This is a genomic window from Streptomyces sp. NPDC004327, from assembly GCF_042873935.1.
Taxonomy (GTDB): domain Bacteria; phylum Actinomycetota; class Actinomycetes; order Streptomycetales; family Streptomycetaceae; genus Streptomyces.
Genome location: NZ_JBIAME010000004.1, coordinates 489,534 through 512,217, shown reverse-complemented (window position 1 = coordinate 512,217; position 22,684 = coordinate 489,534). Strand labels below are relative to the sequence as shown.

The following is a 22,684-nucleotide window of genomic DNA, read 5'->3' as shown; positions in this document are numbered from 1 at the left end:
ACCTCGCCGCCCTCCGCATGAGGCCCTTCGGTTCCGCCGTGCGTCGCGCGGTGCCGGCACCCGTGAGTGTCGGCCGCGTGAGGTACCGGCGCAGGGGCTGGAACGGAGAACAGGCCGACGCGGCCAGGGATGCCCGGACCGCCCTGGCGGAGCTCCGGGAACGTACGGGCGGCGTCCCGGTCGTTCTGATCGGTCACTCCATGGGTGGTCGGGCCGCCCTGTGGGCCGCGGGAGATCCGGCGGTGCGGGGCGTGGTCGCCCTCGCCCCGTGGTGCCCGCCCGGTGATCCGGTCGATCACCTCGCCGGCCGACGGGTCTTCCTCCTCCACGACGAGGCCGACCGTGTCACCTCTGCCCGGGAGTCCTGGGACTTCGTCGACCGCGCCCGCGCCGTCGGGGCCGATGCCACGGGGATCCGGATGCCCGCCGGCGGTCACGCGATGCTGCGCGGAGCCGGCGACTGGCACCGGCACGTGGCGGAACTCGTGGCCGGGCTCGTCGGCAGCGAGCGGGGCCGGACCTGCTGAAGGGGGCGCCGCGTCGTGCCCGGCCCGGCCGGCCGGCTCCGGATGGGGCCGGTTGTCCCCCGGCACGAGCCCGAACGGCCGTAGCCGTACGCGCCCTGCGGGGTTCGTATGGAAGACATGAGCAGCGACCGGCCCCTCCTGATCGCCACGGGGGTCCGCAAGATCTACCGGGCGGGCTCCGTCGCGGTCACCGCTCTGGACGGCCTGGATCTCGTCGTGCGTCACGGCGAGCTCGTCGGGGTCATGGGCCCGTCCGGGTCCGGGAAGACGACCCTGCTGAACTGTCTGTCGGGTCTCGACGACATCGACGACGGCCGGGTGGAGATCGACGGTCACGATCTCTTCGCCATGTCGGACGCCGCGCGCACCGAGCACCGGGCCCGCGCGATGGGCTTCGTCTTCCAGTCGTTCAACCTCATCCCGGTCTTCTCCGCGGTGGAGAACGTCGAACTCCCCCTGCTGCTCGTGGGCACCCGGCCGCGCGAGGCGCGGCGCACGGCGCTGGCGATGCTCGACCGGGTGGGCCTCGCGCACCGCGTGGAGCACCGGCCGAACGAACTGTCCGGCGGCGAGCAGCAGCGGGTCACCATCGCCCGCGCCCTCGCCGGGCGGCCGGCGGTCGTGTGGGCGGACGAACCGACGGGAAACCTCGACAGCGCGATGGCCGGCCAGGTCATGGACCTGTTGTACGACCTCAACCGGGACGAGGGCCAGACGATCGTCCTGGTCACCCATGACGGTGCCATCGGCGCCCGCGTCCCCCGGCTGATCCGGATGCGCGACGGGCGGCTGGTCGACGACGTCCCGCAGCACCTCCCGGCCGCGCCCCCGGCCCCGGCCCCGGCCGCGCCCCCGGCCCCGGCCCCGGTCACCGGAACGCCCCGGGGCCGATGATGTATCCGAACCTCCTGGCCCCGCTGCTCATCGCACTCGCGCTGGCGCTGGCGCTGCTCGTGGTGGTCGCCGTACGGCAACCCGTCTCACGCCGTCTCGCCTTCCGCCAGCTCGCCCGAAGGCCCACCGAGGCCGCGCTGGTGATCGGCGGATCGGTCCTCGGAACGGCCATCGTCATCGGGGCCCTGGTCGTCGGTGACACCCTGAACTTCTCGGTGCGCCAGGAGGCGTACCGGACGCTGGGCCCGGTGGACGAGCGCGTCGTCGCCCCGTCCGGTCCGGCCGGACACGCGATCACCGGGCGGCTCGCCGCCCTGACGCGCGACCCCGATGTCGACGGTGTGCTGACCGCCCGGGTCAGCCAGGCGTCGGCCGTCGGTCGCAGCGGCGGCCGGCCGGTCGCCGAACCACGCGTCCTGGCCTGGCAGATGAACTTCGACGACGCGTCCCGATTCGGTGCCCGGAACGGCGGCTCCGGTCTCGCGGGACCGGCCCCGAAGCCCGGCCGGGTCGTGCTCAACGCGCCGCTGGCGCGTTCCCTGCGGGCAGGTGCGGGCGAGCCGGTCACCCTCTACCTGTTCGGCGTCCCGCACACCTTCCGGGTGGACCGCGTGGTACCGGAGCGGGGCCTGGCCGGAGTCGGCCTGGGCGGCAGGCTGAACCGCGATGCCTTCCTGGCGCCGGGCACCCTGGACGCGGCCGCCCGGGCCGCCGGGACGGAGCCGCGTTCGGTCACCTTCGTCTCCAATCGCGGCGGCGTCGAGAGCGGTGACGCCCTGACCGCGAAGGTGACCGCGGACATCCACGAGGCCGTGGGCCCCCTGTCCGCCCAGGCGACGGTCGACACCCCGAAGCACACCGTGCTGCGGGACGCCCGGCAGGCCGGGGACTCGCTCGGCGCGCTGTTCCTGATGATCGGCAGCTTCAGCATCATCGCCGGCGCCCTGCTGCTCGTGAACATCTTCGTCATGCTGGGCGAGGAACGGAAGTCCCAGATGGGCATGGTGCGGGCGATCGGGATGAAGCGCTCGCGCCTGGTCGGCTCCTTCACCCTCGAAGGCGCGGCGTACGCGCTGCTGTCCGCCCTGCCGGCCGTGGCCATCGGCGTCGCCGTCGGCTGGGGGGTCGCCGTGGTCGCCGCGGAGATCTTCCAGGGCTGGTCGGTCGGCGGAAGCAGCCTGCGGATCACCTTCGCCGTCACCCCCACCAGCATCCTCAACGGCGCGGCCATGGGCCTGCTCATCGCGTTCGCCGCGATCCTCGCGACCAGCGTCCGCATCAGCAGGTTCAACATCATCGCCGCCATCCGGGACATCCCCTCGGCGTCCGGGAGCCGCCCGCGGCGCCGGCTGCTCGTCGTGTGCGGCGCCCTGTCCGTGCTCTTCGCGCTCGCCGCCGTCCCTGCCGTGGCCCGCAGCCAGGCCGACGCGACCTACCTGCTGCCGGCGCTCGCCATCGCCTTCGCCACCCCCGCCCTGATGCGCGCGATGTCCCGGCACGCCGCGACGACGCTCGTCGCGGGCACCGTGCTCGCCTGGACCCTGCTCGCGCCGGTCCTGCGTCCCCGGATCTTCGACGCGCCCTCCATGTCCGCGTACGTCGTCCAGGGAGCCCTCGCCGCCTTCTCCGCGGTGGTCCTCGTCAGCGACAACCAGAAGACGCTGCTCCGTCCGGTACGGCGGCTCCTCGAACGGCCGTCGGAGTCGGGCCTGGCGGCGCGGCTCGCGGTCGCCTACCCGCTGGCGAAGCGGTTCCGTACGGGCGCCACGCTCGTGATGTACACGCTGATCGTGCTGGTGCTCGTCCTGCTGACCGAGATCTCCGGCATCCTGCGCGCCGGCGTCGACGGCGTGGTCGCCGACGCCACGGCCGGCTATTCCCTGCGGCTCGACTACAACCCCCAGGTCGCGGGCGACCGGCTGGTCTCCGACCTGCGGGGCGGCCCGCCCGCCGACGGGATCTCCGCCGTCACTCCGCTGCTCAACGCCACCGGCCGGGCCAGCGATCCGGGCCACCGCAGCACCCGGCCGCTGGACGTGGCGGCCGTGGGAGTGCCGAACGGCGCGATCAGCGGCATCACCTTCCGCGAACGGCTGCCCGGGCTGCCGGACGACCCCGCGGTGTGGCACGCGCTGGCGACCGACTCCCGTCTCGTCGTCATCGACGGCTTCTTCGGGAGCACCGGCGGCCCGGCCGGCGATTTCTACGACCCCGGCGACACCCTCACGCTCACCGACCCGCGGACGGGCCTCAGCCAGCAGAAGGTCATCGCGGGCGTGCTCAGCAACGGGATGGTCTTCTACCCGGGCACCGGCGCGTCCTCCACGACGTACCCCGTCGTCATGGGCGACCGGACCATGCGCCAGCTCTTCGGCGACCAGGCCCAGAACGCCTCGGCCCTGGTCAGCACGCGCCCCGGCACCTCTCCCGACGCGCTGGCGACCCGGCTGCAGGGCGAGCGGTTGCCGGCCAGCCTGGTGGCCACGCCCATCGCCTCCGAGATCCGCCACCAGTTCGACTCCAGCACCGCGTTCTTCCACCTCATGCAGGGCTTCCTCGCCCTGGGTCTCGGCGTGGGCGTCACCGGCCTCGGAGTCGTCATGGTCCGCGCCGTGCGCGAACGCCGGCGCACGATCGGCATCCTGCGGGCCCTCGGCTTCCGCGCGCGCACCGTCCGGAGGTCCTTCCTGTGGGAGAGCGCGTTCGTCGCCCTGGAGGGCATCGTGCTCGGCTCCCTCCTCGGTGTGCTCACGACCTGGCTCATGTACCGCAACAGCGCGGCGTTCACGGGCCTCGAAGGCGGCTTCCCCATCGAGTGGACCAGCATCTGCGGCCTCGCGGCGGCCACCTTCATCGCCTCGCTCCTGGCCACCGTGGGCCCGGCCCGCCGAGCCGCCGCCATCCGCCCGGCACGCGCCGTCCGCGTCTCGGACTGACCGTTTCCGGGCCCTCTTCGTCCGTCGGCGGCGTCCGTACCCGCCGGAGGTGCGCGGGGCCGGCCGCTGATCGTCGACGTCGGGAATCCGCCAGAGCTCGGTGCCCGTTCCTGCTGGACTGGTGGTCACGCTCCGCATGCGACGTTCACCTCACGAGGGGATTCGATGTCCACGTCGACCACCGCTTCTGTCCGATCCCCTGCACCGCCCGAGCGTTCGTCCGCAGCTTCCTGGACGGCCGTGATGTCGGTGATGCTGGGGATCTTCTCGATCGTCACCACCGAGATTCTGCCGATCGGGCTGCTGACCTCGATCGGGTCGAGTTTCACCGTCTCGGACGGAATGGCCGGTCTCATGATGACCATGCCGGGCTTCCTGGCCGCGGTCTCCGCTCCCTTGGTCACGGTGGCCACGGGGCGTGTCGACCGGCGGGTCATGCTCGGTGTGTTCGTCCTCTTGCTGGCGCTGGCCAACTTCCTGGCCGCCGTCGCGCCGGACTACTGGCTGGTCCTGGTCTCCCGCGTCATGGTGGGCGTCACCATCGGCGGCTTCTGGTCCATCGGAGCCGGGCTCGCCGGTCAGTTGGTGCCCGCGAGATTCGTGGGCCGCGCGACCTCGGTGATCTTCTCCGCGGTTCCGCTCGGCTCCGTACTCGGGGTGCCGCTGGGCACGTTCATCGGTGACCTCGCGGGCTGGCGGGCGGCGTTCATGGTGATGGCCGGGTTCACGCTGGCCGTCCTCGTCCTGCTGTTCCTGGTCGTCCCGCCGCTCCCCTCCCGACGGGCGACCCGCCTCGACGTCCTCGGCGACATGCTCCGGAGCGTCGACACCCGCTTCGCCCTGGTGACGACCTTCCTCGTCGTGCTCGCCCACTTCGACACGTACACGTACGTCACTCCCTTCCTGGAGCAGGTGACCCGGGTGAGTCCGACTCTCGTCACGGTCGCTCTGCTCGTCTACGGAGCGGCCGGAATCGTCGGCAACTTCCTCGGCGGATCGACTGCCGGCCGCTACCCCCGGGCGACCTTCGCCGCTGCCGCCGCGTTGATCGGCGCCGCGACGCTGCTCCTGCCGGTCCTCGGCCGGTCGGCCGTGGGAGCGGTGACCCTGCTGGTCGTCTGGGGCGTCGCGTACGGAGCCGTTCCGGTCTGTTCGCAGACCTGGTTCACCAAGGCCTCGCCCGGCTTCCCCGAGGCCTCCTCCGTCCTCTTCACCGCCTCGTTCCAGGCGACCATCTCCGTCGGAGCACTGGCCGGAGGGACCGTCCTCGACCATTCCTCGCCCTCGACGGTCATGGTGCTGGGCGGATCGGCGGCTGTCCTGATGGTGCTGGTGGCCGGAGCCCACTGGGCCAGGAGAACTCCGTGGCCCGAGGCTTCCCAGGCCGCATGGATTCAGCCGTCGTCCCCGTCTTCACGGGGGGTCCGGCCGGCTCCTCCGCCGGAACGCCGTCCGGACCAGGCGGGCGCGCAGGCCCAGGGCGACGCCGAGTTGGGCGGCGACGGTCCTCGTCGGCGGACAGCCGGTCCACGACGGCGACGACACCGTCCACCCGCTCGGCGAGTCCCGTGAGCGTCCGGGCCCGGCCCTGATGCCGCACCCGGCCTTCGAGCGTCACCACACCGACGCCACGCGTCTCGCCGCCCCGGCGCGCGGCGCGCGCGGCCCCGACGGATGACCGGGCGGCACCCCTCACAAGCGGAACCAGCGCTCCTCCCCCGGCGCCACCGTGAACCGCCGTTCGCCGGGGAGCACGACGACGAGCGGGCCCTTCGGCGAGGCCGGGACCCGGACGGCCAGGCGGCCCGGAAGCATGCGCACCCGTACGCCCCGATGGCCGTGGAGGCAGAGCGTGAAGGCGAAGCGGGGGATCTCCGCCAGTGTCACCGGGGCCACCCGGAGCCCGTCCGGTCCGGCTTCCAGGCCGGTGATCCCGCGCTCGACGAGGTCGACGGTGCCCGCCATCGCGCCGAGGTGGATGCCCTCGCCGGTCGTCCCGCCCTGGATGTCGGCCACGTCGCCGAGCAGCGCCTCCTCGCAGTACCGCCAGGCGCCGGCGCCCTTCTGACGGGCCAGCACCCAGCCGTGGACGAGGCTGCTGAGCGTCGACCCGTGGCTGGTGCGCCGCAGGTGGTAATCGACGGTGGCGCGCCAGCCGTCGTCGTCGAGGCGGTAGCCGAGCCGGGCGAAGAGCCCGTACAGCTCCTCGGGCCGGAAGAGGTAGCCGAGCATGAGGGTGTCGGCCTGCTTCGACGCCTGGTAGCGGTTGACGGTGTCGCCCTCGGCCTCCAGGATCCGGTCGAGCCGGCGGATGTCGCCGTAGCGGCCGCGGTATCCGTCCCAGTCGAGCTCCGCCAGCTCGCCGTAGCCCTCGAACTGGCTCACCACGCCGTGGTGGAAGGGCACGTAAAGGCGGCGCGAGACGTCGTCCCAGCGGTCGAGTTCGCGGTCGTCGAGCGACAGCCGCTCGGCCAGCTCGGCGCGCCGGGCGTCGGGCAGTTCGCCCAGCAGGTCCAGGCCGCGGGCGAGCACCCAGGCGGCGGTCACGTTGGTGTAGGCGTTGTCGTCGATGCCGGGGGCCGTGGCGTCGGGGTAGGCGTCGTGGTACTCGTCGGGGCCGACGACGCCGCGGATCCGGTAGCGGCCGCTCTCCGGGTCGAAGGACGCCGCCCCCGCCCAGTGGCGGGCGACCTCCAGCAGGATCTCGGCGCCGGCGGAGTGCAGGAATCCGCGGTCGCCGGTGGTCCGCGCGTACCGCCACACGTTGTAGGCGACGGCCGAGCCCACGTGCCGCTGGAGCCGGGAGCGGTCGGGCAGCCAGCGCCCGGAACGGGGGTTGAGATGCAGCTCCGGTGTCTCCTCGCGGCCCGAACTCGCGCTCTGCCACGGGTACACGGCCCCGACGCCGCCGGCCCGGCGGGCCGCCTCGCGGGCGGCCGGGAGCCGACGGTGCCGGTACAGGAGCAGGGCCCGGGCCACCTCGGGGAAGTGCAGGCTGAAGTAGGGCAGCACGAAGAGCTCGTCCCAGAAGACGTGGCCCCGGTACGCCTCGCCGTGCAGACCACGGGCGGGGACGCCCGCGTCGAGGTCGGCCGTGTGCGGGGAGAGCGTCTGCAGCAGGTGGAACAGGTGCAGCCGCAGGATCCGGCCGGCCTCTCCCGGAACGGCCAGCTCTCCCTGCTCCCAGAGTCGTTGCCAGGCCGCCCGATGCGTGGCGAGGAGCCGTGGGAAGGCGGGGGCCAGCGCGAGGCCGGCGCGGGCCGCCGCGAGCGGATCCACGGCCGGCCGGTCCGTCGAGGCGCGCAGGGCCAGCGTCTTCACGACGGCCGCGGAGCGACGGGGGCCGATCGGCAGGTGGTACGTCTGGACGGTGGCGGTGCTCGTGGCGACCTCCCGGGCCGCAGGGACGGGACCGGCGGGGCGGGCGATGTGGGCGGCGGTGCGGACGGCCATCGCGATCCGGATGCCCGGGTCGGCCGTACGGCAGGTGAGCCAGGCGACTCCGTCGGGGGCGAACCCGCTGCGGTGCTCCACGAGATGGTGCGTCTCCAGGCGCCGGTAGCGCTGCACCCCGGCGTTGGTGACGGCGCCGTCGAGGACGCTGCGCACCTCGACGGCGCCGCGCCACCCGTAGGCGCGGAACGTGGTGCGCTGGGCCGCGAGGTGGGCGTCTCCCATGTGCACGACGCGGGTGTGGCCGACGCGCAGTCCGCGCCCGCGGGCGTCACGGAAGAGCATGCTGCGGGTGAGCACTCCTCCGTGCAGGTCGAGCTGTACGTCGTAGTGCCGCAGGTCCTCGCTGTCGGGTGTCAGCCATGCGCCGGGCGGACCGTCGTCCGGCAGGCAGCGGTAGGACAGCAGCGTCCAGTTCGGGAGGTTGACGAGGTCCTCGTTCTCCACCCGCTCACCGGCGACGAACGAGGTACGCCGGTCGTAGCAGCCGGCCAGGTACGTGCCCGGGTAGTGGGGGCCGCCGGCGCCGCACTCGGGGGCGGAACCCCGGGTGGCAAAGCGGCCGTTGCCGAGGGTGCACAGCACCTCGACGAGCTGTTCGCGTTCCGGCTCGTAGCGGTCGTACCTCCACATCCGGCCGGTGCTCATGCGCGATCGCCCCATACGCCGTGAACCAGCGCGGCGAGATCGGCGACGACCAGGTCGGCGCCCTGCTCCCGCAAGGCGGCGCCGCCGTGCCCGTCCGCGGTGCGGTCGATACCCACGACGAGACCGAAGCCGCCCCGGCGTGCCGCGCGGACACCGGCGAGCGCGTCCTCGACGACCGCCGTGTCGCCCGGGCTCGTGCCGAGAATTGCGGCCGCGTGCAGGAAGAGCGCGGGGTCCGGCTTTCCGGCGAGTCCGAGCCGGGCGGCGTCCTGTCCGTCGACGACGGCCGCGAGGTACGGGTCGAGCCCGGCGGCGGTGATCAGCGACCGGGCGTGGCGGGACGCCGACACGGCGGCGCACGGCACGGCGAGCGCGTGGAGTGCCGTGAGGGCGGTCACGACGTCGTCGAAGGCGGCGACCCGCTCCGTGGCCAGCCGGTCCAGGAAGGCCGCTTCCTTGCGCGCCGCGACCGCCCAGACGGAGCCGCACCCGGGCGGGTCGCCGGGCTCCCCCGGGCGGAGGCGGATGCCCCGGCCCGTCAGGAACGCCTCGGCTCCGTCGTAGCGCGGCCTGCCGTCGACGAAGCGACGGTAGTCCGTGTCCGCGTCGAACGGCGCCCACGTCCCGGGCCCTGGCACCAGCTCGCCGAGACAGGCGTCGAAGGCCGTCTTCCACGCCGCCGCATGGAGGGAGGCCGAGTCGAGGAGCACGCCGTCGGTGTCCAGGACGACCGCTCGGGGCGGCGTGGATCCCGGCGTGGGTCCCGGCGCAGGGCCCGGAGAGGAGCTCGGAGAGGAGCTCGGAGAGGAACTCGGAGGGGAACTCGGAGGGGAACTCGGAGGGGAGCTCGGAGGGGAGCTCGGAGGGGAACTCGAAGCGGCGGCACGTTTCCGGGCGGGAGCGACCATGCGCGGATCCTCCTCGGCTGCGGTCTCCTCCCAGGGTTCCGCGAACCCCGGGCACCGCAACCGGGACCGGGGGTCCTCGGACGCGTCGGCGGTGCCGCTCAGTCCATGGAGTCGAGTTCGCTGCCGATGTGATGCGCCCAGGCCTGGATCCGCTCCGGATTGCGGAAGTCCCCGCCCTTGCCGTGGCTGACCATGGACGCGGCGATGCGTCCCGGCGTCTCGGCGGTCACGGCACCGCCGAAGGTGATGTGCTCGCGCGCGCCGAGCTTCTTCATCCGGCGGGCGACGCCGGGGGCGGGCGGGACGTCGTGCTGTTCGGCGGAGCTGTCGAGGGGGCCGCTGCTGAAGAGCCAGACGGGACGGTGGCGCAGCTGTTCGGCGTTGCGCCGGGCGCACCGACTGGCCTTGCCGTTCCAGCGTCCGGCGTACAGGGCGCCGCCGAGCACGACGCCGTCGTAGCCGGTCACGTCGGTGACGGTGTCGGCCGGCCGGACGACCGCGTCGACGCCGTCGGCGCGGAGCGTCCTGCCGATCTCGTCGGCGATGCCCTCGGTCGCCCCGTGCTTGCTTCCGTAGGCGACGAGTACGCGCTTGGTGCTCATGACCCCTCTCCCTTCTCCACCCGCTTCACCGGGATGCTGCGTGCGGTCCCGGACTTCGCTTCGGGCATCGGGATGCGGACGGTGAGGATGCCGTCCTGGCAGGAGGCGTCGACGGCGTCGGCGGGAATCGTGGCGGGGAGCCGCAGGGTCCGCCGGAAGGATCCGTAGCGGAACTCCGAGTGCTCCTTGTCCTCCGCGCTCTCGCTGTGCTCGGCGCTCACCGTGATCAGGTTGTCGTCGACGGTGATCGTGATGTCCTCCGGCTCCATGCCGGGCAGTTCGGCCCGCAGCACGTAGCCGCCGTCACCGCTGGTCACCTCCACGGGGATGGAGTGGGCGGCGGCGCCGGGCCGCCATCCGGGCAGACCCGGGAACTCGCGGCCGAACCAGTCGTTGAAGTCGGGGATCAGGCTGTGCCTGCGTTCCACCTTGTCTCCGGTCATCGTTCTGCTCCTCGGTCGCGGGGTCCCGGCCGGCGCCGGTCCCTGTCGATCCCTCCCTCTTCCTCTCCCTCTCCCACGATGGCGCCCGGGGCCCGGTGCGCCCCAGTGCCGAGCGGGTCAGCCGGCCGGGGCCGATCGGTCCGTCAGCGGGGTGAGGGGCCGGGACCGGTCGGCCCTGCCGGGGATCTCGTCCGTCCCTCCCGTCTCGGGCAGGGGAACGGTGATCACAGGGCAGTCGGCGTGGTGCAGCAGTCCGTGGACGGTGGAACCGAGCCGCATGCCGGAGTAGCCACCGCGTCCACGGCGTCCGACGACGACAGCGAGGCCCTGCCGTGAGGCCCGGGCGAGTTCCTCGACGGGGTGCCCGCGCACGATCGACCGCGTCACGTCGACGTCCGGGTGGCGCTCGGCGCAGCCTGCCACCGACTCGGCGAGCAGCCTGCGCCGCTCGGCCACGGCGAGTGCGGCGCCCGCCGTCCTGTCGCGCAGGACGGTGGCCGGGGGCCCGTGGTGTGAGGCGGAGACGGCAGGCACCGGCCCGGGCTGTCACACCCGGGCCGAGGGGCGGCGCGCCTGCTGCTCAGCGGCGCCCGTCACCGCGCCCGTTCATCAGTCCCCGCCCCCGGGCTCCGTGCCGGGAGCGCCCTGCACCCGGATCCGTCGTCCTGTCACCCGGTGCGGGGTGAGCACGACGGGGACGTCCCGCCCTTCGCCGGTCCAGGGCGTCGAGTAGGCGGCGTCCCCGAATGCCCGGGCCGTCGCCGGGTCCGACACCGTACGGGCGGGGCCGACGAGGAGAACGCTCCAGCCCTGGCTGAAGGCCTCGTCCATGTGGTCTTCCTCGAAGGCGATCGCCGTGCCGGAATCCGCCGCCTTCGCGAGCGGCGCGTCCTCTGCTGTCATGAACAGGACCTCTCCGCCCATGACTTGGTAGTTCACCGGGAAGATCTCCGGCCCGGCGTCCCCCATGACGGCGACGCGGCCGACGCCGTGGTCGTCGAGCAGCGCCCAGCATTCCGACGCGTCGATCTCGTCCATTCTGGCGTGCAGGCCGGCCCGGCCCGTTCCGGGCGCGACGTCCGCGGTGTACCCGGTCAGGTCCTGGACGGTCGTCTCCAGCGCGTTGGCGATCCGGACCAGGACCTCGATCCCGGGAGTGGGCAGTTGCTCTTCCAGGAGGCCGATGTAGCCGGGTGTGGATCCGGCCCGGGCGGCCACCTCCTCCCGGGACAGGCCGAGGCGGGTGCGGCGGGCCTCGACGCGGCGGCCGAGGTCGCTCATGTGGTGCCGGGCGACTGCGTCCATCATGGGGCTCCTTCCAACGGTTCAGGCTGCCGCGGAGGGACGACGGCGACCGGGCACGCGGCGTGGTGCAGCGCCCGGTGGGCGACCCGGCCCAGCTCGCGGCCGACGAGCCCGTCCCTGCGGCGCGCTCCGACGACCAGCAGGTCGGCGGCGGCGGAGCGCTCGGTCAGCACCCGGTCGGCCGGGCCTTCTACGGTGCTCGTACGGATCCGGACCCGCGGGAAATCGCGGGCCGCCTCTGCAAGGGCGTCGTCGAGGAGTTCCGACGCCCGGTGCTCGAAGGCCGAGGCGGGCCCACGGGGTGGGAGCGGGTGGCCGACGGTTCCGTGGGCGGGCCGCCGCCAGGCGCCGACCACGTCGAGTTCCGCGTCGCGGGCCGCCGCCTCCCGCAGGGCGAACCGCACGGCCGGAGCGTCCACGTCACGGTCGCCGACGCCCAGCAGGATCCGCTGGTGCCGCGCTTGCAGGGCGTACCGGTCGCCACGGACGACCACCACCGGTCCGGTGGCCCGGGCGGCCACGACGTAGCCGACGGAGCCGAGCAGCAGGCCGGCCAGTCCTCCGAGTCCACGGGACCCCACGACCAGCAACGCGGCCTGCCGCCCCTCCCGGAGCAGCGCACTGGACGTGTCCTCGGCGACGACGTCCGCGGTGACGGCGAGCCCCGGAGCACGCAGCCCGGCCCGTTCCACGGCCGCGGCGACGATGTTCTCCGCGAGGACCTGCCCGGAGGGCCGTTCCGTGCTCACGTCGGGCACCCGGCCCTCGTAGCGCTCCCACGACGAGGCGTGCACGATCCGCAGCGGGCGTCCGTGCCGCGTCGCCTCGTCGACCGCCCAGTCCAGGGCGGCGAGACTGGCATCGGAGCCGTCAACGCCCACCACGACGGGGTCCAGCACCTCGGGGTCCAGCACCTCGGGGCTTGTCACCTCGGGGCTTGTCACCTCGGGGCTTGTCACCTCGGGGCTTGTCACCTCGGGGTCTGTCACCTCGCGGCCCGTCGCCTCGGGACCCGTCACCTCGGGACCCGTCACCTCGGGCGATTCCATCGTCCCCACCGCCTTCCGCGTGCGAGGTGGCTCGCTGCCACGCTTTCACCGGGCGCGGTGACCGGGTAGGGCCGTTCGGTCCCGGCCCGGAACCCGACCGGGCCCTGCCCGTGCGGTGCCCGGGATGGTGGACGCGTGCCTTCGGAAGGCGGGCGGCCCTGACGCGCCGGCGTCGTGGCCGGCGCCGCCGGCACGCAGCGGGCACCACCCGCCCCGCGCCGCCCCCGTCGTACTGGGGCCGCCTCCGCCGAGCGGGGCACCTCCCGTCCTGCGCTCAGGCCGCGCTGCCGACGCGGGCGACGAGCAGGGCGATGTCGTCGTCCGAGGCGGCCGGGACGAGGTGGGTGAGCAGGCGGTCGCAGAGGGCGGGGAGGGACGGGAAGGGTTCGGCGAGCAGGCCGGTCAGCTCGGCCAGGCGGGCGTCGATGTCGCTGCTGCGGGCCTCGACGAGGCCGTCGGTGTACAGGACGAGGAGGCTGCCGAGGGGCAGCGTGACCTCGGTCGTCGTGAAGGGCATGCCGCCGACGCCCAGTGGCAGTCCGGGCGGTACGTCGAGTAGGCGGACCGTGCCGTCGGGAGCGACGGCCGCGGGGGGCGGGTGGCCCGCGCGGGCGATGCGGCAGAGGCCGGTGGCCGGGTCGACGACGACGCACAGGAAGGTCGCGAGCATCGGTTCGGTGAGATCGTCCAGGGCGGCCTCAAGCTGGTACAGCATGTCCTCGAGGGCGAGGTCGAGGCGGGCGAGGGCACGGACGCTCGCGGAGAGCCGTCCCATCACCGCCGCGGCCGGCGTGCCGTGCCCCATCACGTCGCCGATGACGAGCGCGGCCCTGCCGCCCTCCAGGACGATGACGTCGTACCAGTCGCCGCCGACCTCGTTGACGTCGCTCGCGGGCAGGTAGCGGTGGGCGACCTCGATCCCGGGCGGCGGGGTGATGTGCTGCGGCAGCATGCTGCGCTGCAGCACGGCGGCGGTGTCGTGTTCGCGGCGGTAGAGGCGCGCGTTGTCGACGCAGACCGCGGCGCGCGCCGCCAGTTCACCGGCGAGGGCGACCTCGTCCTCGGTGAAGGGGCCGACGGGGCGGGTCCGGTAGAAGGTGGCCAGGCCGAGCACCACGCCGCGGGCGAGCAGCGGGATCATCATGAACGAGTGCACTCCCCGCCGGAGCAGCTCCGCTGGCGTGGCGGAGTGGCCGGCGGCCGGGGCGATGGCCTGCTCGTCGAACCGGGTGATCACGAAGGGGCGGCGCGCGCCGAGCGTACGGATGTAGGGCGCGTAGGCGGGAAAGTCGAGCGTGCGCCCCAGGGGGGCGAGGACGCTGGTGACGGGCGATCCCGTCAGCGGCGCCTTGGCCAGCCGGCGCAGGAGGACGCCGCCGACCAGGCCGGCGCCGAGCTCACCGCCGGCGGCGAGGCTCTCCAGGACGTCCACGGTGACGGCGTCCGCGAGGTCGGGTACGGCGACGTCGGCGAGTTCCTGCGCGGTGCGCTCCAGGTCCAGACTGGTGCCGATCTTGAGCGTGGCCTCGTTGACCAGGGCGAGGTGGCGCCGGCCCTCATCGGCTTCGAGCTGGGCCTGCTCCTGGGTGGTGATGTCGATCAGGGTGGCGGCGAGTCCGATCGGGCGTCCGTCGGTGTCCTCCAGCCGCACGTAGGAGCCGGACCACACGTGGTCGTGGTCCGGGTCGGCCGGGGTGCGGCCGGTACGGCGCGAGTCCAGGACGGGCTTGCCCTCGTCCAGGGCCCGGCGCATGGCGCGCTCCATGTCCGCGGCGTTGACGTCGGGCAGGATCTCGACGAGGCGGCGCCCGAGGTGCGCGGCCTGCGGAAGGCCGTTCATCGCCTCCAGGGCCGGGTTGACGCGGAGGAAGCGCAGCTCGGTGTCGAGGATCGCGATGCCGACCGGGGAACGGGCGAACAGTCCGTCCCACACCGCCGACGAGCCCCGTATCCGTCGCGCGGATTCGGCCTCCGACACGAACACCAGCACCGTCGTCCCGCCCCGGTGCCGGGCCGGGACGGGGCAGGCCCAGATCTCCAGCTCCAGCGGCCGCCGCTCCTTGTGCCAGGCGGTCACCATGCCCATCACTCCGCGCCCGGTGGCCGCTCCCTCCCACAGCGACCGGCCGAGACCGCGGTCCGCGTCGGGATGGAGCAGGTCGGCGATGTGGCGGCCGAGCACCTCGTGCGGGGTGTAGCCGAGCAGGTCCTCCGCCGCGCGGTCCCAGCGGACGATCGTTCCCTCCGCGCTGGTGGCGACCACGGCGACCGGCAGGGCACCGAGCCACCCGCCCGCGTCCCGGGCCGCGCTGGTGGTCACTTCGTCGAAGGGCACCTGCTGCATCGCCACCGAGAGTCCTGTACGGATGCCCCCCTTGGACGGCTGCCGTCCTCCTCAGTATGGGCGCGCGTCCCCGGTTCGTCTCGCGGATCCGGCTCGGGCCCCACACCGGGTCGCCGCTCCTCGACCGCCGGTGGGCGGCCCGGTCAGTCGGCCCGGGCCCGGTCGTCGGGTGCCGTCGGCCGCGGCCGTACCGCCGTGACCTCTTCCTCCGGGCACGAGGTCGTGGTGCCGGCGTGGGCCGGGGCGAGCGCGTCGACGCCGTCGTGCCGGGCGGGCAGCCGCAGTGTGAAGCGGGTGTGGCCGGGCCGGCTGGTGACGGTCGCCCGTCCGTCGTGGGCGCGGGTCACGGCGTCCACGATGGCGAGACCGAGGCCGGTGGAGCCGGTCGAGCCGGTCGTACGCGAGCGCGAGGAGTCGCCCCGGGTGAACCGGTGGAAGACGCCGGGCAGCAGCTCGGCCGGAATGCCGGGGCCGTCGTCCGTGACGGTGAGGCGCACGCCGTCGTCGCCCGCTTCGGTGCCGGCGTCTGCATCGGCATCGGCATCGGCATCGGCATCGGCATCGGCATCGGCATCGAGGGTGAGGGCGACGGCGACCCGGGTGCCTGCCGGGGTGTGCCGGCCCGCGTTCGCGAGGAGGTTGGTGAGGACCTGGTGGAGGCGGTCGTCGTCACCGGTGACATGGACGGGGTCCTCGGGAAGGTCCAGCTCCCAGTGGTGCCCGGGGTGCCGGGCGGTCGCGTCCGCCACGGTGTCGAGCACCACTCGGGTCAGGTCCACGTCGTCCCGGCGCAGGCTGCGGCCCGCGTCCAGCCGGGCCAGCAGCAGGAGTTCGTCCACCAGCAGGCTCATCCGGCGGGACTCGGCGTCGATGCGTTCCAGGGCGTGCCGGACCTCGTCGGGCAGGGTGTCGCCGTGGCTGCGCAGGACGAGTTCGGCGCGGGCCCGCACCGTGGCCACGGGGGTGCGCAGCTCGTGTCCGGCGTCGGCCGCGAAGGTGCGCAGCCGCTCCTCCACCACATGGCGCCGGTCCAGGGCGTCGCCGACATGGCCCAGCATCCGGTTGAACGCGCCGGTGAGCCGGCCCGCCTCGGAATCCGGGCGGGTACCGGGCAGGGGCGGCGGCATGGCGACCTGCCCCGCCGCGAGCGGGAGGCGGGTCACCTCGTCGGCGGTCGCGGCGAGCCGTTCGAGCGGGCGCAGGGAGAACCGGGTCCAGGCCGCGGCGGTCACGCCGGCCGCGGTGAGGACGACCGCGAACACGGCGGTCTCCACCGCCGCGAGCCGGTGCAGCGTCTCCTCGACGGGGCGCAGGGGCAGCCCGGTCAGCAGGACGTCCCCGTCGTCGCCCCTCCAGGCGGCGACGCGGTAGGCGCCGAGACGGGCGAGGCGCAGGGTGCGGGGCCGGGCGTCGGGGGGCAGCGCGGCGAGTGCCCGCGCGTCCCCGGCGGTCAGCGGCACCCGGACGTCGCTCGCGCCGCGTACCACGGCCGCCTGTTCGACCCGGCCGCCGAGCAGCCGGGCGCCGAGGGTTCCGTCGGCCTGGCCCCGGGTGTCGCCCTGGTTGTCGGTGTCGGGCCGGTCCTCGTGTTCGAGGCTGACCGCGAACCGGCCGCCGCTCGCCGCGATCTGCTGGTCGAGGCGGCTGACCAGGAAGCTGCGGAGCGCGAAGACGGTGACCAGACCGACGGTCACGCTGCCGAGGGCGAGGAGCACGACGAGCCCGGTGGTGAGCCGGGCGCGAAGGGAGTGCGGCAGCCGGAGCCGGGTGCGCGGAGCGTGCGGCAGCCGGAACCGGGCACCGAGGCAGCGCGGCCGCCGGAGCGGGGCACGGAGAGAGCGCGGCGGCCGGGGTCGGGCGCCGAGGGAGTACGGCAGCAGGGGCCGCGGGCGCGGCGCGCGGATCCGCCAGGACCGGCCGGGCGACGGCGGGGGCGGGGCGTGCTCGGGAGTCATCGGCGCTCGGGGCGCAGCACGTAGCCCACGCCGCGCACGGTGTGGATGAGCGGGGACCGGCCGGCGTCGATCTTCTTGCGGAGGTAGCTGATGTACAGCTCGACGACATGGGCGCGTCCGCCGAAGTCGTAGCGCCAGACGTGTTCCAGGATCTGCCGCTTGGACAGCACGCGGCGCGGATTGCGCAGGAGGTAGCGCAGCAGCTCGAACTCGGTGCGGGAGAGGTCGACGGGTACGCCGCCGCGGGTGACCTCGTGGCCGTCCTCGTCCATGACGAGGTCGTCGACGGCCAGGCGCGGGCCGGCGCCCTGCGCGGCGGTGGCGAGCCCGGCGCGGCGCAGCAGTCCGCGGAGCCGGGCCAGCACCTCTTCGAGGCTGAACGGCTTGGTGACGTAGTCGTCTGCTCCGGCGGTGATCCCGGCTATCCGGTCCTCGACGGCGTCGCGCGCGGTGAGGAAGAGGACGCACACGGCGGGCCTGGCGGCGCGCAGCCGGGCCAGTACGCGCGGGCCGTCGGCGTCCGGCAGCATCCAGTCGAGGACCACCGCGTCCGGGCCGAAGTCAGCGGCGGCCGCGATCGCCTCGGCGGCCGTGCCCGCGGTGCGCACCTCCCAGCCTTCGGAGCGCAGGGCTGCGGCCAGCACCTCGGTGAGGTCCTGCTCGTCGTCGACGACCAGCACCCTGGGCCGGGCACCGTCGGGGCGGCGCACCTCGGTACGCGGCGATGGATTCATGGTCCTTCCAGGATGCCGGACGCCGCGGAGCCGGAGATCCGCCCCCTCCTCTGAGTTTCCTCTGAACGGTCGCGGCCGCCCGCCCGTGCGCCGCCCGCCCCGGCGCAGGTCCGGGACGGGCCGGCCGGTCCGCGCGGGTTCTCGGTTCAGAGGTTTCTCACAGGGTCGCGGACCACAGTGGCCACGCCCCGGCGTCCCGCCGGGTGCCACGGGACCGAAGGCGAGGCAGCGGATGAGCACGGAAGTCGCACGGACCGCGGGGCCGGGCGGCCGGCGGCGCGCCGGCCGGACCGCCGGATCGGCGACCGCGGTGACGGCCGCGGTCCAGGCCCTGATCTGGACCGGAGCCGCCGCGGTGCTCGGCCTGTGGTGGCTGGACACGGCCTCGGTGCGCGGTCCGGCCGGCTGGTTCACGGGGGCGGGCCGGATCACCGGTCTGCTCGCGGGGTACGTGTGCGCGGTGCTGTTGATCCTGATGGCACGGGTGCCGCCGCTCGACCGTACGGTGGGCACCGACCGGCTGGCCCGCTGGCACGCGACGGCGGGCCGCTGGACGATCGGCCTGACGGTGGCCCACGCGGTGCTGATCGTCGAGGGCTACGCGCTCACCGGCCGGACGGATCCGGTCACCGAGGGCGTCCGGGTGGTCCTGCACTATCCGGACATGCTCAAGGCGACCGCCGCCCTGCTGGTCCTGTTGCTGACGGCGGTGGTCTCGGCGCGCGCCGCCCGGCGCCGGCTGCGCCACGAGACCTGGTACCACCTCCATCTGCTCACGTACGCGGCGGTCCTCCTCGCCTTCGGCCACCAGCTCACGAACGGCGCGGACTTCGGCCGGCCGGCGGCGCGGATGTTCTGGTACGTGCTGTACGCGGGGGCCGCGGCGCTGCTCTTCTGGTTCCGGCTGCTCATGCCGCTGCGGCTGTCGCGGCGGCACCGGCTGCGGGTCGCGGGAGTCCGTCGCGAGGCCCCGGACGTGGTGTCGGTGCTGGTCACCGGGGAGCGCATGGACGAACTCGACGTCCGCCCCGGTCAGTTCTTCCGCTGGCGGTTCCTGTCCCCGGCACTGTGGTGGACCGCGTCGCCGTACTCGCTGTCCGCCGTCCCCGACGGGCGCAGCCTGCGGATCACGGTGAAGGCCGTGGGCGACCACAGCACGGCACTCGCCTCGGTCCGCCCCGGTACCCGGGTGTGGGCCGAAGGCCCGTACGGCGCCCTCACGGCCCATCGCGCGGCGGGGCGGCCCGCACTGCTGCTGGCGGCCGGAGTGGGCATCACCCCGCTGCGGACGCTGTTCGAGACGCTGCCGGAGGATCCGGTGCTGATCCACTGGGCGCGACGGCCCGAGGACCTGGTGCTGCGGCACGAGCTCGACGCCATCGCCGCCAGGCGCGGCACGCGCGCGTACTACTCCGTCAGCCAACCCGCCGGCCACCGGCTGCCGCTGGACGCCGAGACGCTCCGGACCCTGGTGCCGGACGTCGCGGGGCGCTCGTGCTATCTGTGCGGGCCGCCCGACTGGACGTCGGCGGCCGTGGCGGCCCTGCGCGCGTCGGGGGTGCCGGCGCACCGGATCCACCACGAGTCCTTCGCCCTCTGAACGGCCCGCCACCGCGCCCGCCGGCGGACGCGATCCGCTCCGACCGCCGACCCGGCCTGTTCCGAACCGCGACAACCCGTACCGGTCCGCCCCGCTCCGACTCGACTCGACCCGCCCCGCTCCGACTCGCCCCGCCGCGACCCGCCCCCTACCGATCCGATCCGATCCGGCCCGATCCCGAGGATGCCTCCGATGCGCCGTCCCCTGCTCTCCGTCGCCGCGACGGCAACCGGCATCTGTTCGCTGCTCGCCCTCAAGGCGCACCATCCGGCCGACACGCCCGGCGGCCCCACCGCGCCGGCCGGGCCCGGCACCTCCGGTGCGGCGTCGGGAACGCTGGCCTCCGGGACGTACACCGGGGACGCCGTCGACACCCGCTACGGCCGGGTGCAGGTGCGCGTCACGGTCAGCGGTGGACGGCTCACCGACGTCACCGTGGTCAGGGCCCCGTCGGAGAACGAACGCGACCGGGAGATAGCCGGCTATGCGGTGCCGATGCTCACCGGGGAGGCACTGACCGCGCAGAACGCCCGGATCGACACGGTGTCAGGAGCCACGTACACCAGCGACGGCTACGTCCGCTCCCTGCAGAGCGCACTGGACCGGGCCCATGCGTGAGCGGACCGGAGCCGGGGAAGCCGCGTGGCGGCACGCCGAACCGGTGATGGGCACCATCGTCTCCTTCACCCTGCGCCACCGCCCGACGCCCGTGCTGCGCGCCGCGCTCGGCGAGGCCGTGGCGCTGCTGCACGAGGCCGACCGCGTCTTCTCCCCGTTCCTGCCGGACAGCGCGGTCAGCCGGCTGCGGCGCGGCGAGTCGGGCAGGGCGGACGCCCCTCCCGAGGTACGGCAGGTGCTGGAGCTGTGCGAGCTGGCGCACAGCCGCACCCGCGGCGCCTTCGACGCCTGGGCGGACGGCCCGCTGGACCCGTGCGGCCTGGTGAAGGGCTGGGCCGCCGAACGGGCCTGGCGGCTCCTGCGGAACGCCGGCGCCACCGACGCGTGCGTGAACGCCGGCGGTGACGTACGGGTCGGCGGCGCGGCGGGCTCCGCGGGCCTCTGGCACACCGGCATCGCCGACCCCCGGCGGCCGGGCCGCCTCCTTGCCGTGGTGGCGGGAAGGAACCACGCCATCGCGACCTCGGGCACGAGCGAGCGCGGCCCGCACATCACCGACCCGCGCACCCGTACTGCGGCCACGAGCCTGTTGGCGGCCACCGTGACGGGCCCGGACCTGCTCTGGGCCGATGTCTACGCGACGGCGGCGATGGTCCTGGGCGCTCCCGAGGCACACCGGTGGATCGCCTCTCTGCCGGGCTACGCCCTTCTCACCGTCGCCGCCGACGGCGAGGCGCGGGCCTCCGAGGGCTTCCCCCTGTCGGCGGTGTGAGGCGGGCTCAGCCCACGTCGAGCGCGTTGGGCAGGCCGAGGCGGTAGCGCAGGCGGTCGTGGCGCTTGAGGGCTTCCAGCTCCGGGGGGCGGAAGAGCGGCTGCACGGTGCAGCGCGGGGCGGATGAGCCGGTGCGGGCGAGGAGGGCGTTGACGGCCTGGCGGGCGGAGGCGTTGGCGCCCTCCATCGTGGCCAGGTCGATGTCGACGGCCACGTAGTCGCCGGCCAGGAAGAGGTTGGGGATCGCGGTGGCGGCCTTCGGGCGGTTGTGGAAGGTGCCGACGGGGTGGACGAGGAGCTGGTCCTCGTTGGTCGGGTTCGGTGTGCCGAGGCCGTCGACGCCGGGGTCGAGGAACCAGGAGTGCAGCGCGCTGTCCTTCAGGACCGTGCGTCCCGTGTCGTTGAACGCGGCCTTCAGCTGCGCCCACACCTCCCGGGCGACCTCCGCGCGGGTGCACTGCTTGGCGGTCTTGCCGTAGAGGATGCCGGGCCGGTCCCACTCCGAGATGTCCACCGAGAGGCAGTCGACGGCGGCCCCGTCGCCGTAGTCGGCGGGGAAGTCGCGGGACGGCCAGTGGCGGGCCTGCTGGATCGCCGTCAGGGACCACGGGGAGTCGATGCAGTTGGCGTGACCGGCGAGCAGCGGGGCGTGCTCGGTGAGATAGAACTGGATGCCCGTCATCCAGTCCGTTTCCAGTCGGTCGCACCGCGCCAGCTGCGGGTCCGCCGCGCGCAGCGCCGCGCCCCAGGTCCGCCGGGCGTGCTCGACCGGCATGGCGGAGACGTAGTGGTCGGCGGTCACCGGGCGGCGGACGCCCTGCGGGTCCTCGACCACGGCCGCGCCGATCCGCCCGGCACCGGAGTCGTAGGACAGCTCCCGCACGGTCCAGCCGATGCGGAACTCGACGCCGAGTCCGGTCAGATGGGCCACCCAGGGGTCGATCCACGCCTCGTTGGTGGGCAGGTTCAGGATCCGGTCGAGGGGTCCGTCGGCGCCGCGTCCCAGGGCGTTGAAGGCGAATGCCTCCAGGAGGGTGGCGACCGTGCGGGTGCTGGCCTCCTCGGCCTTGGTGGCGACGATGTTGCGGGTCAGTCCGACGGCCAGGATGCGCTGGTAGTCGTAGCTCATCCGCTCGGCGCGCAGGAACTCCCACCAGGGTGTCCGCTCCCAGGTGTCGTCGCGCCGTTCGTCGCAGCTCGTGAGGAAGACGAGGAAGCGGTCGGCGAAGTACGCGGTCTCGTGGAGCGGGATGGAGCGGGCGGTGCCGAGCAGAGCGGTGACGGCGCGCCGGATCTCGTCGAGGGTGAGCTCGGCGGGCCGGTGGCCCGGCCACGGGAGCGGGATGCGCAGGTCCTCGCGGCCGGTGCGGGCGAAGGACATCTCCGCCGGGGCGACGAGGTTGTCCCAGACTCCGTTGGCGTTCCCCGGGAAGGGGATGCGCCGCATCGTGTCGGGGAGGTTGTGGTAGATGCCGGGGATGAAGCGGAAGCCGTGCTCGGCGGGGAGCGGGCGCCGGCCGCCGTGCGCGCTGTCCGGTACGTCCATGGAGCGGGCCTTGCCGCCGAGCGCCCGGCGCTCGTAGACGGTGACGCGGAAGCCGCGTTCGGCCAGTTCGTGGGCGGCGGTCAGGCCCGCGACGCCGCCGCCGAGGACGGCCACGGACTGCGGCGCGGACGGCTCCGCCGCGGCGGCGGGTGCGGCACCGAGGGCGGCCGGTCCCGCGATCATCCCGGCGGCGACCGCTCCGGTCGCCGCGGCGGCGCCCGCCACGAAGGTGCGCCGTGAGCTGCCCGTACGGTCCATGCCCCACCCCTTTACCGGCGGTAACCCGATGTCCGACGCAGGAGCATAGGGCCGTCCCCTTGATCCCGGAAGGCGAGTGCACGACCCCCGTC

At 74.3% G+C, this 22,684-nt stretch carries 18 protein-coding genes and 1 pseudogene; 7 read left to right on the top strand and 12 right to left on the bottom strand.

Features of this window, described 5'->3' with window-relative positions:
- Window positions 1–17: 17 nt before the first annotated feature.
- The 3 genes from ACFYU9_RS16540 to ACFYU9_RS16530 all read left to right on the top strand — a co-directional run bounded on the left by ACFYU9_RS16540 (window position 18) and on the right by ACFYU9_RS16530 (window position 4,357).
- Window positions 18–527, top strand: coding sequence for an alpha/beta hydrolase (locus ACFYU9_RS16540; protein ID WP_389345166.1), 510 nt, complete (start codon window positions 18–20; stop codon window positions 525–527).
- A 117-nt stretch (window positions 528–644) separates the two neighbouring features.
- On the top strand, window positions 645–1,421 hold the full coding sequence (locus ACFYU9_RS16535) for an ABC transporter ATP-binding protein (RefSeq protein WP_389345165.1): 777 nt from the start codon (window positions 645–647) through the stop codon (window positions 1,419–1,421).
- Window positions 1,418–4,357, top strand: coding sequence for an ABC transporter permease (locus ACFYU9_RS16530; RefSeq protein WP_389345164.1), 2,940 nt, complete (start codon window positions 1,418–1,420; stop codon window positions 4,355–4,357). The genes ACFYU9_RS16535 and ACFYU9_RS16530 overlap by 4 nt, the downstream gene beginning before the upstream one ends.
- A 125-nt stretch (window positions 4,358–4,482) precedes the next feature.
- On the opposite strand, the gene ACFYU9_RS16525 is transcribed toward ACFYU9_RS16530, so the two are convergent.
- Window positions 4,483–4,770 (bottom strand): hypothetical protein, encoded by a 288-nt coding sequence (locus ACFYU9_RS16525; RefSeq protein ID WP_389214012.1) that lies wholly within the window; start codon window positions 4,768–4,770, stop codon window positions 4,483–4,485.
- On the opposite strand from ACFYU9_RS16525, the pseudogene ACFYU9_RS16520 reads away from it, so the two are divergent.
- Window positions 4,652–5,737, top strand: a pseudogene (locus ACFYU9_RS16520) (MFS transporter); the annotation flags it as partial. The gene ACFYU9_RS16525 and the pseudogene ACFYU9_RS16520 overlap by 119 nt on opposite strands.
- A 312-nt stretch (window positions 5,738–6,049) precedes the next feature.
- Here ACFYU9_RS16520 and ACFYU9_RS16515 read toward each other — a convergent pair.
- From ACFYU9_RS16515 to ACFYU9_RS16470, 10 genes are all read right to left on the bottom strand, one after another.
- Window positions 6,050–8,458, bottom strand: coding sequence for a glycoside hydrolase family 65 protein (locus tag ACFYU9_RS16515; RefSeq protein WP_389213478.1), 2,409 nt, complete (start codon window positions 8,456–8,458; stop codon window positions 6,050–6,052).
- Complete coding sequence (locus tag ACFYU9_RS16510; RefSeq protein WP_389213976.1) at window positions 8,455–9,183, bottom strand: HAD family hydrolase; 729 nt, start codon at window positions 9,181–9,183, stop codon at window positions 8,455–8,457. Before ACFYU9_RS16510 ends, ACFYU9_RS16515 begins: the two co-directional genes overlap by 4 nt.
- Before the next feature lie 281 nt (window positions 9,184–9,464).
- Window positions 9,465–9,968: a flavodoxin domain-containing protein gene (locus ACFYU9_RS16505; protein ID WP_389345163.1), complete on the bottom strand. Its 504-nt coding sequence runs from the start codon at window positions 9,966–9,968 to the stop codon at window positions 9,465–9,467.
- On the bottom strand, window positions 9,965–10,411 hold the full coding sequence (locus ACFYU9_RS16500; protein ID WP_389213474.1) for an Hsp20/alpha crystallin family protein: 447 nt from the start codon (window positions 10,409–10,411) through the stop codon (window positions 9,965–9,967). The genes ACFYU9_RS16505 and ACFYU9_RS16500 overlap by 4 nt, the downstream gene beginning before the upstream one ends.
- 117 nt (window positions 10,412–10,528) lie before the next feature.
- A complete protein-coding gene (locus ACFYU9_RS16495; protein WP_389345162.1) occupies window positions 10,529–10,945 on the bottom strand; it encodes a universal stress protein in 417 nt (138 codons plus the stop codon).
- A gap of 75 nt (window positions 10,946–11,020) precedes the next feature.
- Window positions 11,021–11,719, bottom strand: a complete 699-nt coding sequence (locus tag ACFYU9_RS16490; protein WP_389345161.1) for a helix-turn-helix domain-containing protein — start codon at window positions 11,717–11,719, stop codon at window positions 11,021–11,023.
- Window positions 11,716–12,765: a universal stress protein gene (locus ACFYU9_RS16485; protein ID WP_389345160.1), complete on the bottom strand. Its 1,050-nt coding sequence runs from the start codon at window positions 12,763–12,765 to the stop codon at window positions 11,716–11,718. Before ACFYU9_RS16485 ends, ACFYU9_RS16490 begins: the two co-directional genes overlap by 4 nt.
- Window positions 12,766–13,039: 274 nt before the next feature.
- A complete protein-coding gene (locus ACFYU9_RS16480; RefSeq protein WP_389213970.1) occupies window positions 13,040–15,109 on the bottom strand; it encodes a SpoIIE family protein phosphatase in 2,070 nt (689 codons plus the stop codon).
- A 143-nt stretch (window positions 15,110–15,252) separates the two neighbouring features.
- Complete coding sequence (locus tag ACFYU9_RS16475; protein WP_389345159.1) at window positions 15,253–17,064, bottom strand: sensor histidine kinase; 1,812 nt, start codon at window positions 17,062–17,064, stop codon at window positions 15,253–15,255.
- Window positions 17,061–17,798 (bottom strand): response regulator transcription factor, encoded by a 738-nt coding sequence (locus ACFYU9_RS16470; RefSeq protein ID WP_389345158.1) that lies wholly within the window; start codon window positions 17,796–17,798, stop codon window positions 17,061–17,063. Before ACFYU9_RS16470 ends, ACFYU9_RS16475 begins: the two co-directional genes overlap by 4 nt.
- A 232-nt stretch (window positions 17,799–18,030) precedes the next feature.
- Between ACFYU9_RS16470 and ACFYU9_RS16465 the strand changes: the two genes are divergently transcribed.
- The 3 genes from ACFYU9_RS16465 (at window position 18,031) to ACFYU9_RS16455 (ending at window position 20,788) form a co-directional block, all read left to right on the top strand.
- On the top strand, window positions 18,031–19,398 hold the full coding sequence (locus ACFYU9_RS16465; RefSeq protein WP_389345157.1) for a ferric reductase-like transmembrane domain-containing protein: 1,368 nt from the start codon (window positions 18,031–18,033) through the stop codon (window positions 19,396–19,398).
- 192 nt (window positions 19,399–19,590) lie between these two features.
- Window positions 19,591–20,016 (top strand): FMN-binding protein, encoded by a 426-nt coding sequence (locus tag ACFYU9_RS16460; RefSeq protein WP_389345156.1) that lies wholly within the window; start codon window positions 19,591–19,593, stop codon window positions 20,014–20,016.
- On the top strand, window positions 20,009–20,788 hold the full coding sequence (locus tag ACFYU9_RS16455; protein WP_389345155.1) for an FAD:protein FMN transferase: 780 nt from the start codon (window positions 20,009–20,011) through the stop codon (window positions 20,786–20,788). The genes ACFYU9_RS16460 and ACFYU9_RS16455 overlap by 8 nt, the downstream gene beginning before the upstream one ends.
- Before the next feature lie 7 nt (window positions 20,789–20,795).
- Here the strand turns inward: ACFYU9_RS16455 and ACFYU9_RS16450 are convergent, their stop codons facing one another.
- On the bottom strand, window positions 20,796–22,592 hold the full coding sequence (locus ACFYU9_RS16450) for an FAD-dependent oxidoreductase (protein WP_389345154.1): 1,797 nt from the start codon (window positions 22,590–22,592) through the stop codon (window positions 20,796–20,798).
- Window positions 22,593–22,684 lie beyond the last annotated feature (92 nt).

Coding starts and splice junctions, on each gene's coding strand:
- ACFYU9_RS16540 (WP_389345166.1), top strand. CDS start 18: ATGAGGCCCTTCGGTTCCGCCGTGCGTCGCGCGGTGCCGGCACCCGTG.
- ACFYU9_RS16535 (WP_389345165.1), top strand. CDS start 645: ATGAGCAGCGACCGGCCCCTCCTGATCGCCACGGGGGTCCGCAAGATC.
- ACFYU9_RS16530 (WP_389345164.1), top strand. CDS start 1,418: ATGATGTATCCGAACCTCCTGGCCCCGCTGCTCATCGCACTCGCGCTG.
- ACFYU9_RS16515 (WP_389213478.1), bottom strand. CDS start 8,458: ATGAGCACCGGCCGGATGTGGAGGTACGACCGCTACGAGCCGGAACGC.
- ACFYU9_RS16505 (WP_389345163.1), bottom strand. CDS start 9,968: ATGAGCACCAAGCGCGTACTCGTCGCCTACGGAAGCAAGCACGGGGCG.
- ACFYU9_RS16500 (WP_389213474.1), bottom strand. CDS start 10,411: ATGACCGGAGACAAGGTGGAACGCAGGCACAGCCTGATCCCCGACTTC.
- ACFYU9_RS16490 (WP_389345161.1), bottom strand. CDS start 11,719: ATGATGGACGCAGTCGCCCGGCACCACATGAGCGACCTCGGCCGCCGC.
- ACFYU9_RS16485 (WP_389345160.1), bottom strand. CDS start 12,765: ATGGAATCGCCCGAGGTGACGGGTCCCGAGGTGACGGGTCCCGAGGCG.
- ACFYU9_RS16480 (WP_389213970.1), bottom strand. CDS start 15,109: ATGCAGCAGGTGCCCTTCGACGAAGTGACCACCAGCGCGGCCCGGGAC.
- ACFYU9_RS16475 (WP_389345159.1), bottom strand. CDS start 17,064: ATGACTCCCGAGCACGCCCCGCCCCCGCCGTCGCCCGGCCGGTCCTGG.
- ACFYU9_RS16470 (WP_389345158.1), bottom strand. CDS start 17,798: ATGAATCCATCGCCGCGTACCGAGGTGCGCCGCCCCGACGGTGCCCGG.
- ACFYU9_RS16465 (WP_389345157.1), top strand. CDS start 18,031: ATGAGCACGGAAGTCGCACGGACCGCGGGGCCGGGCGGCCGGCGGCGC.
- ACFYU9_RS16460 (WP_389345156.1), top strand. CDS start 19,591: ATGCGCCGTCCCCTGCTCTCCGTCGCCGCGACGGCAACCGGCATCTGT.
- ACFYU9_RS16455 (WP_389345155.1), top strand. CDS start 20,009: ATGCGTGAGCGGACCGGAGCCGGGGAAGCCGCGTGGCGGCACGCCGAA.
- ACFYU9_RS16450 (WP_389345154.1), bottom strand. CDS start 22,592: ATGGACCGTACGGGCAGCTCACGGCGCACCTTCGTGGCGGGCGCCGCC.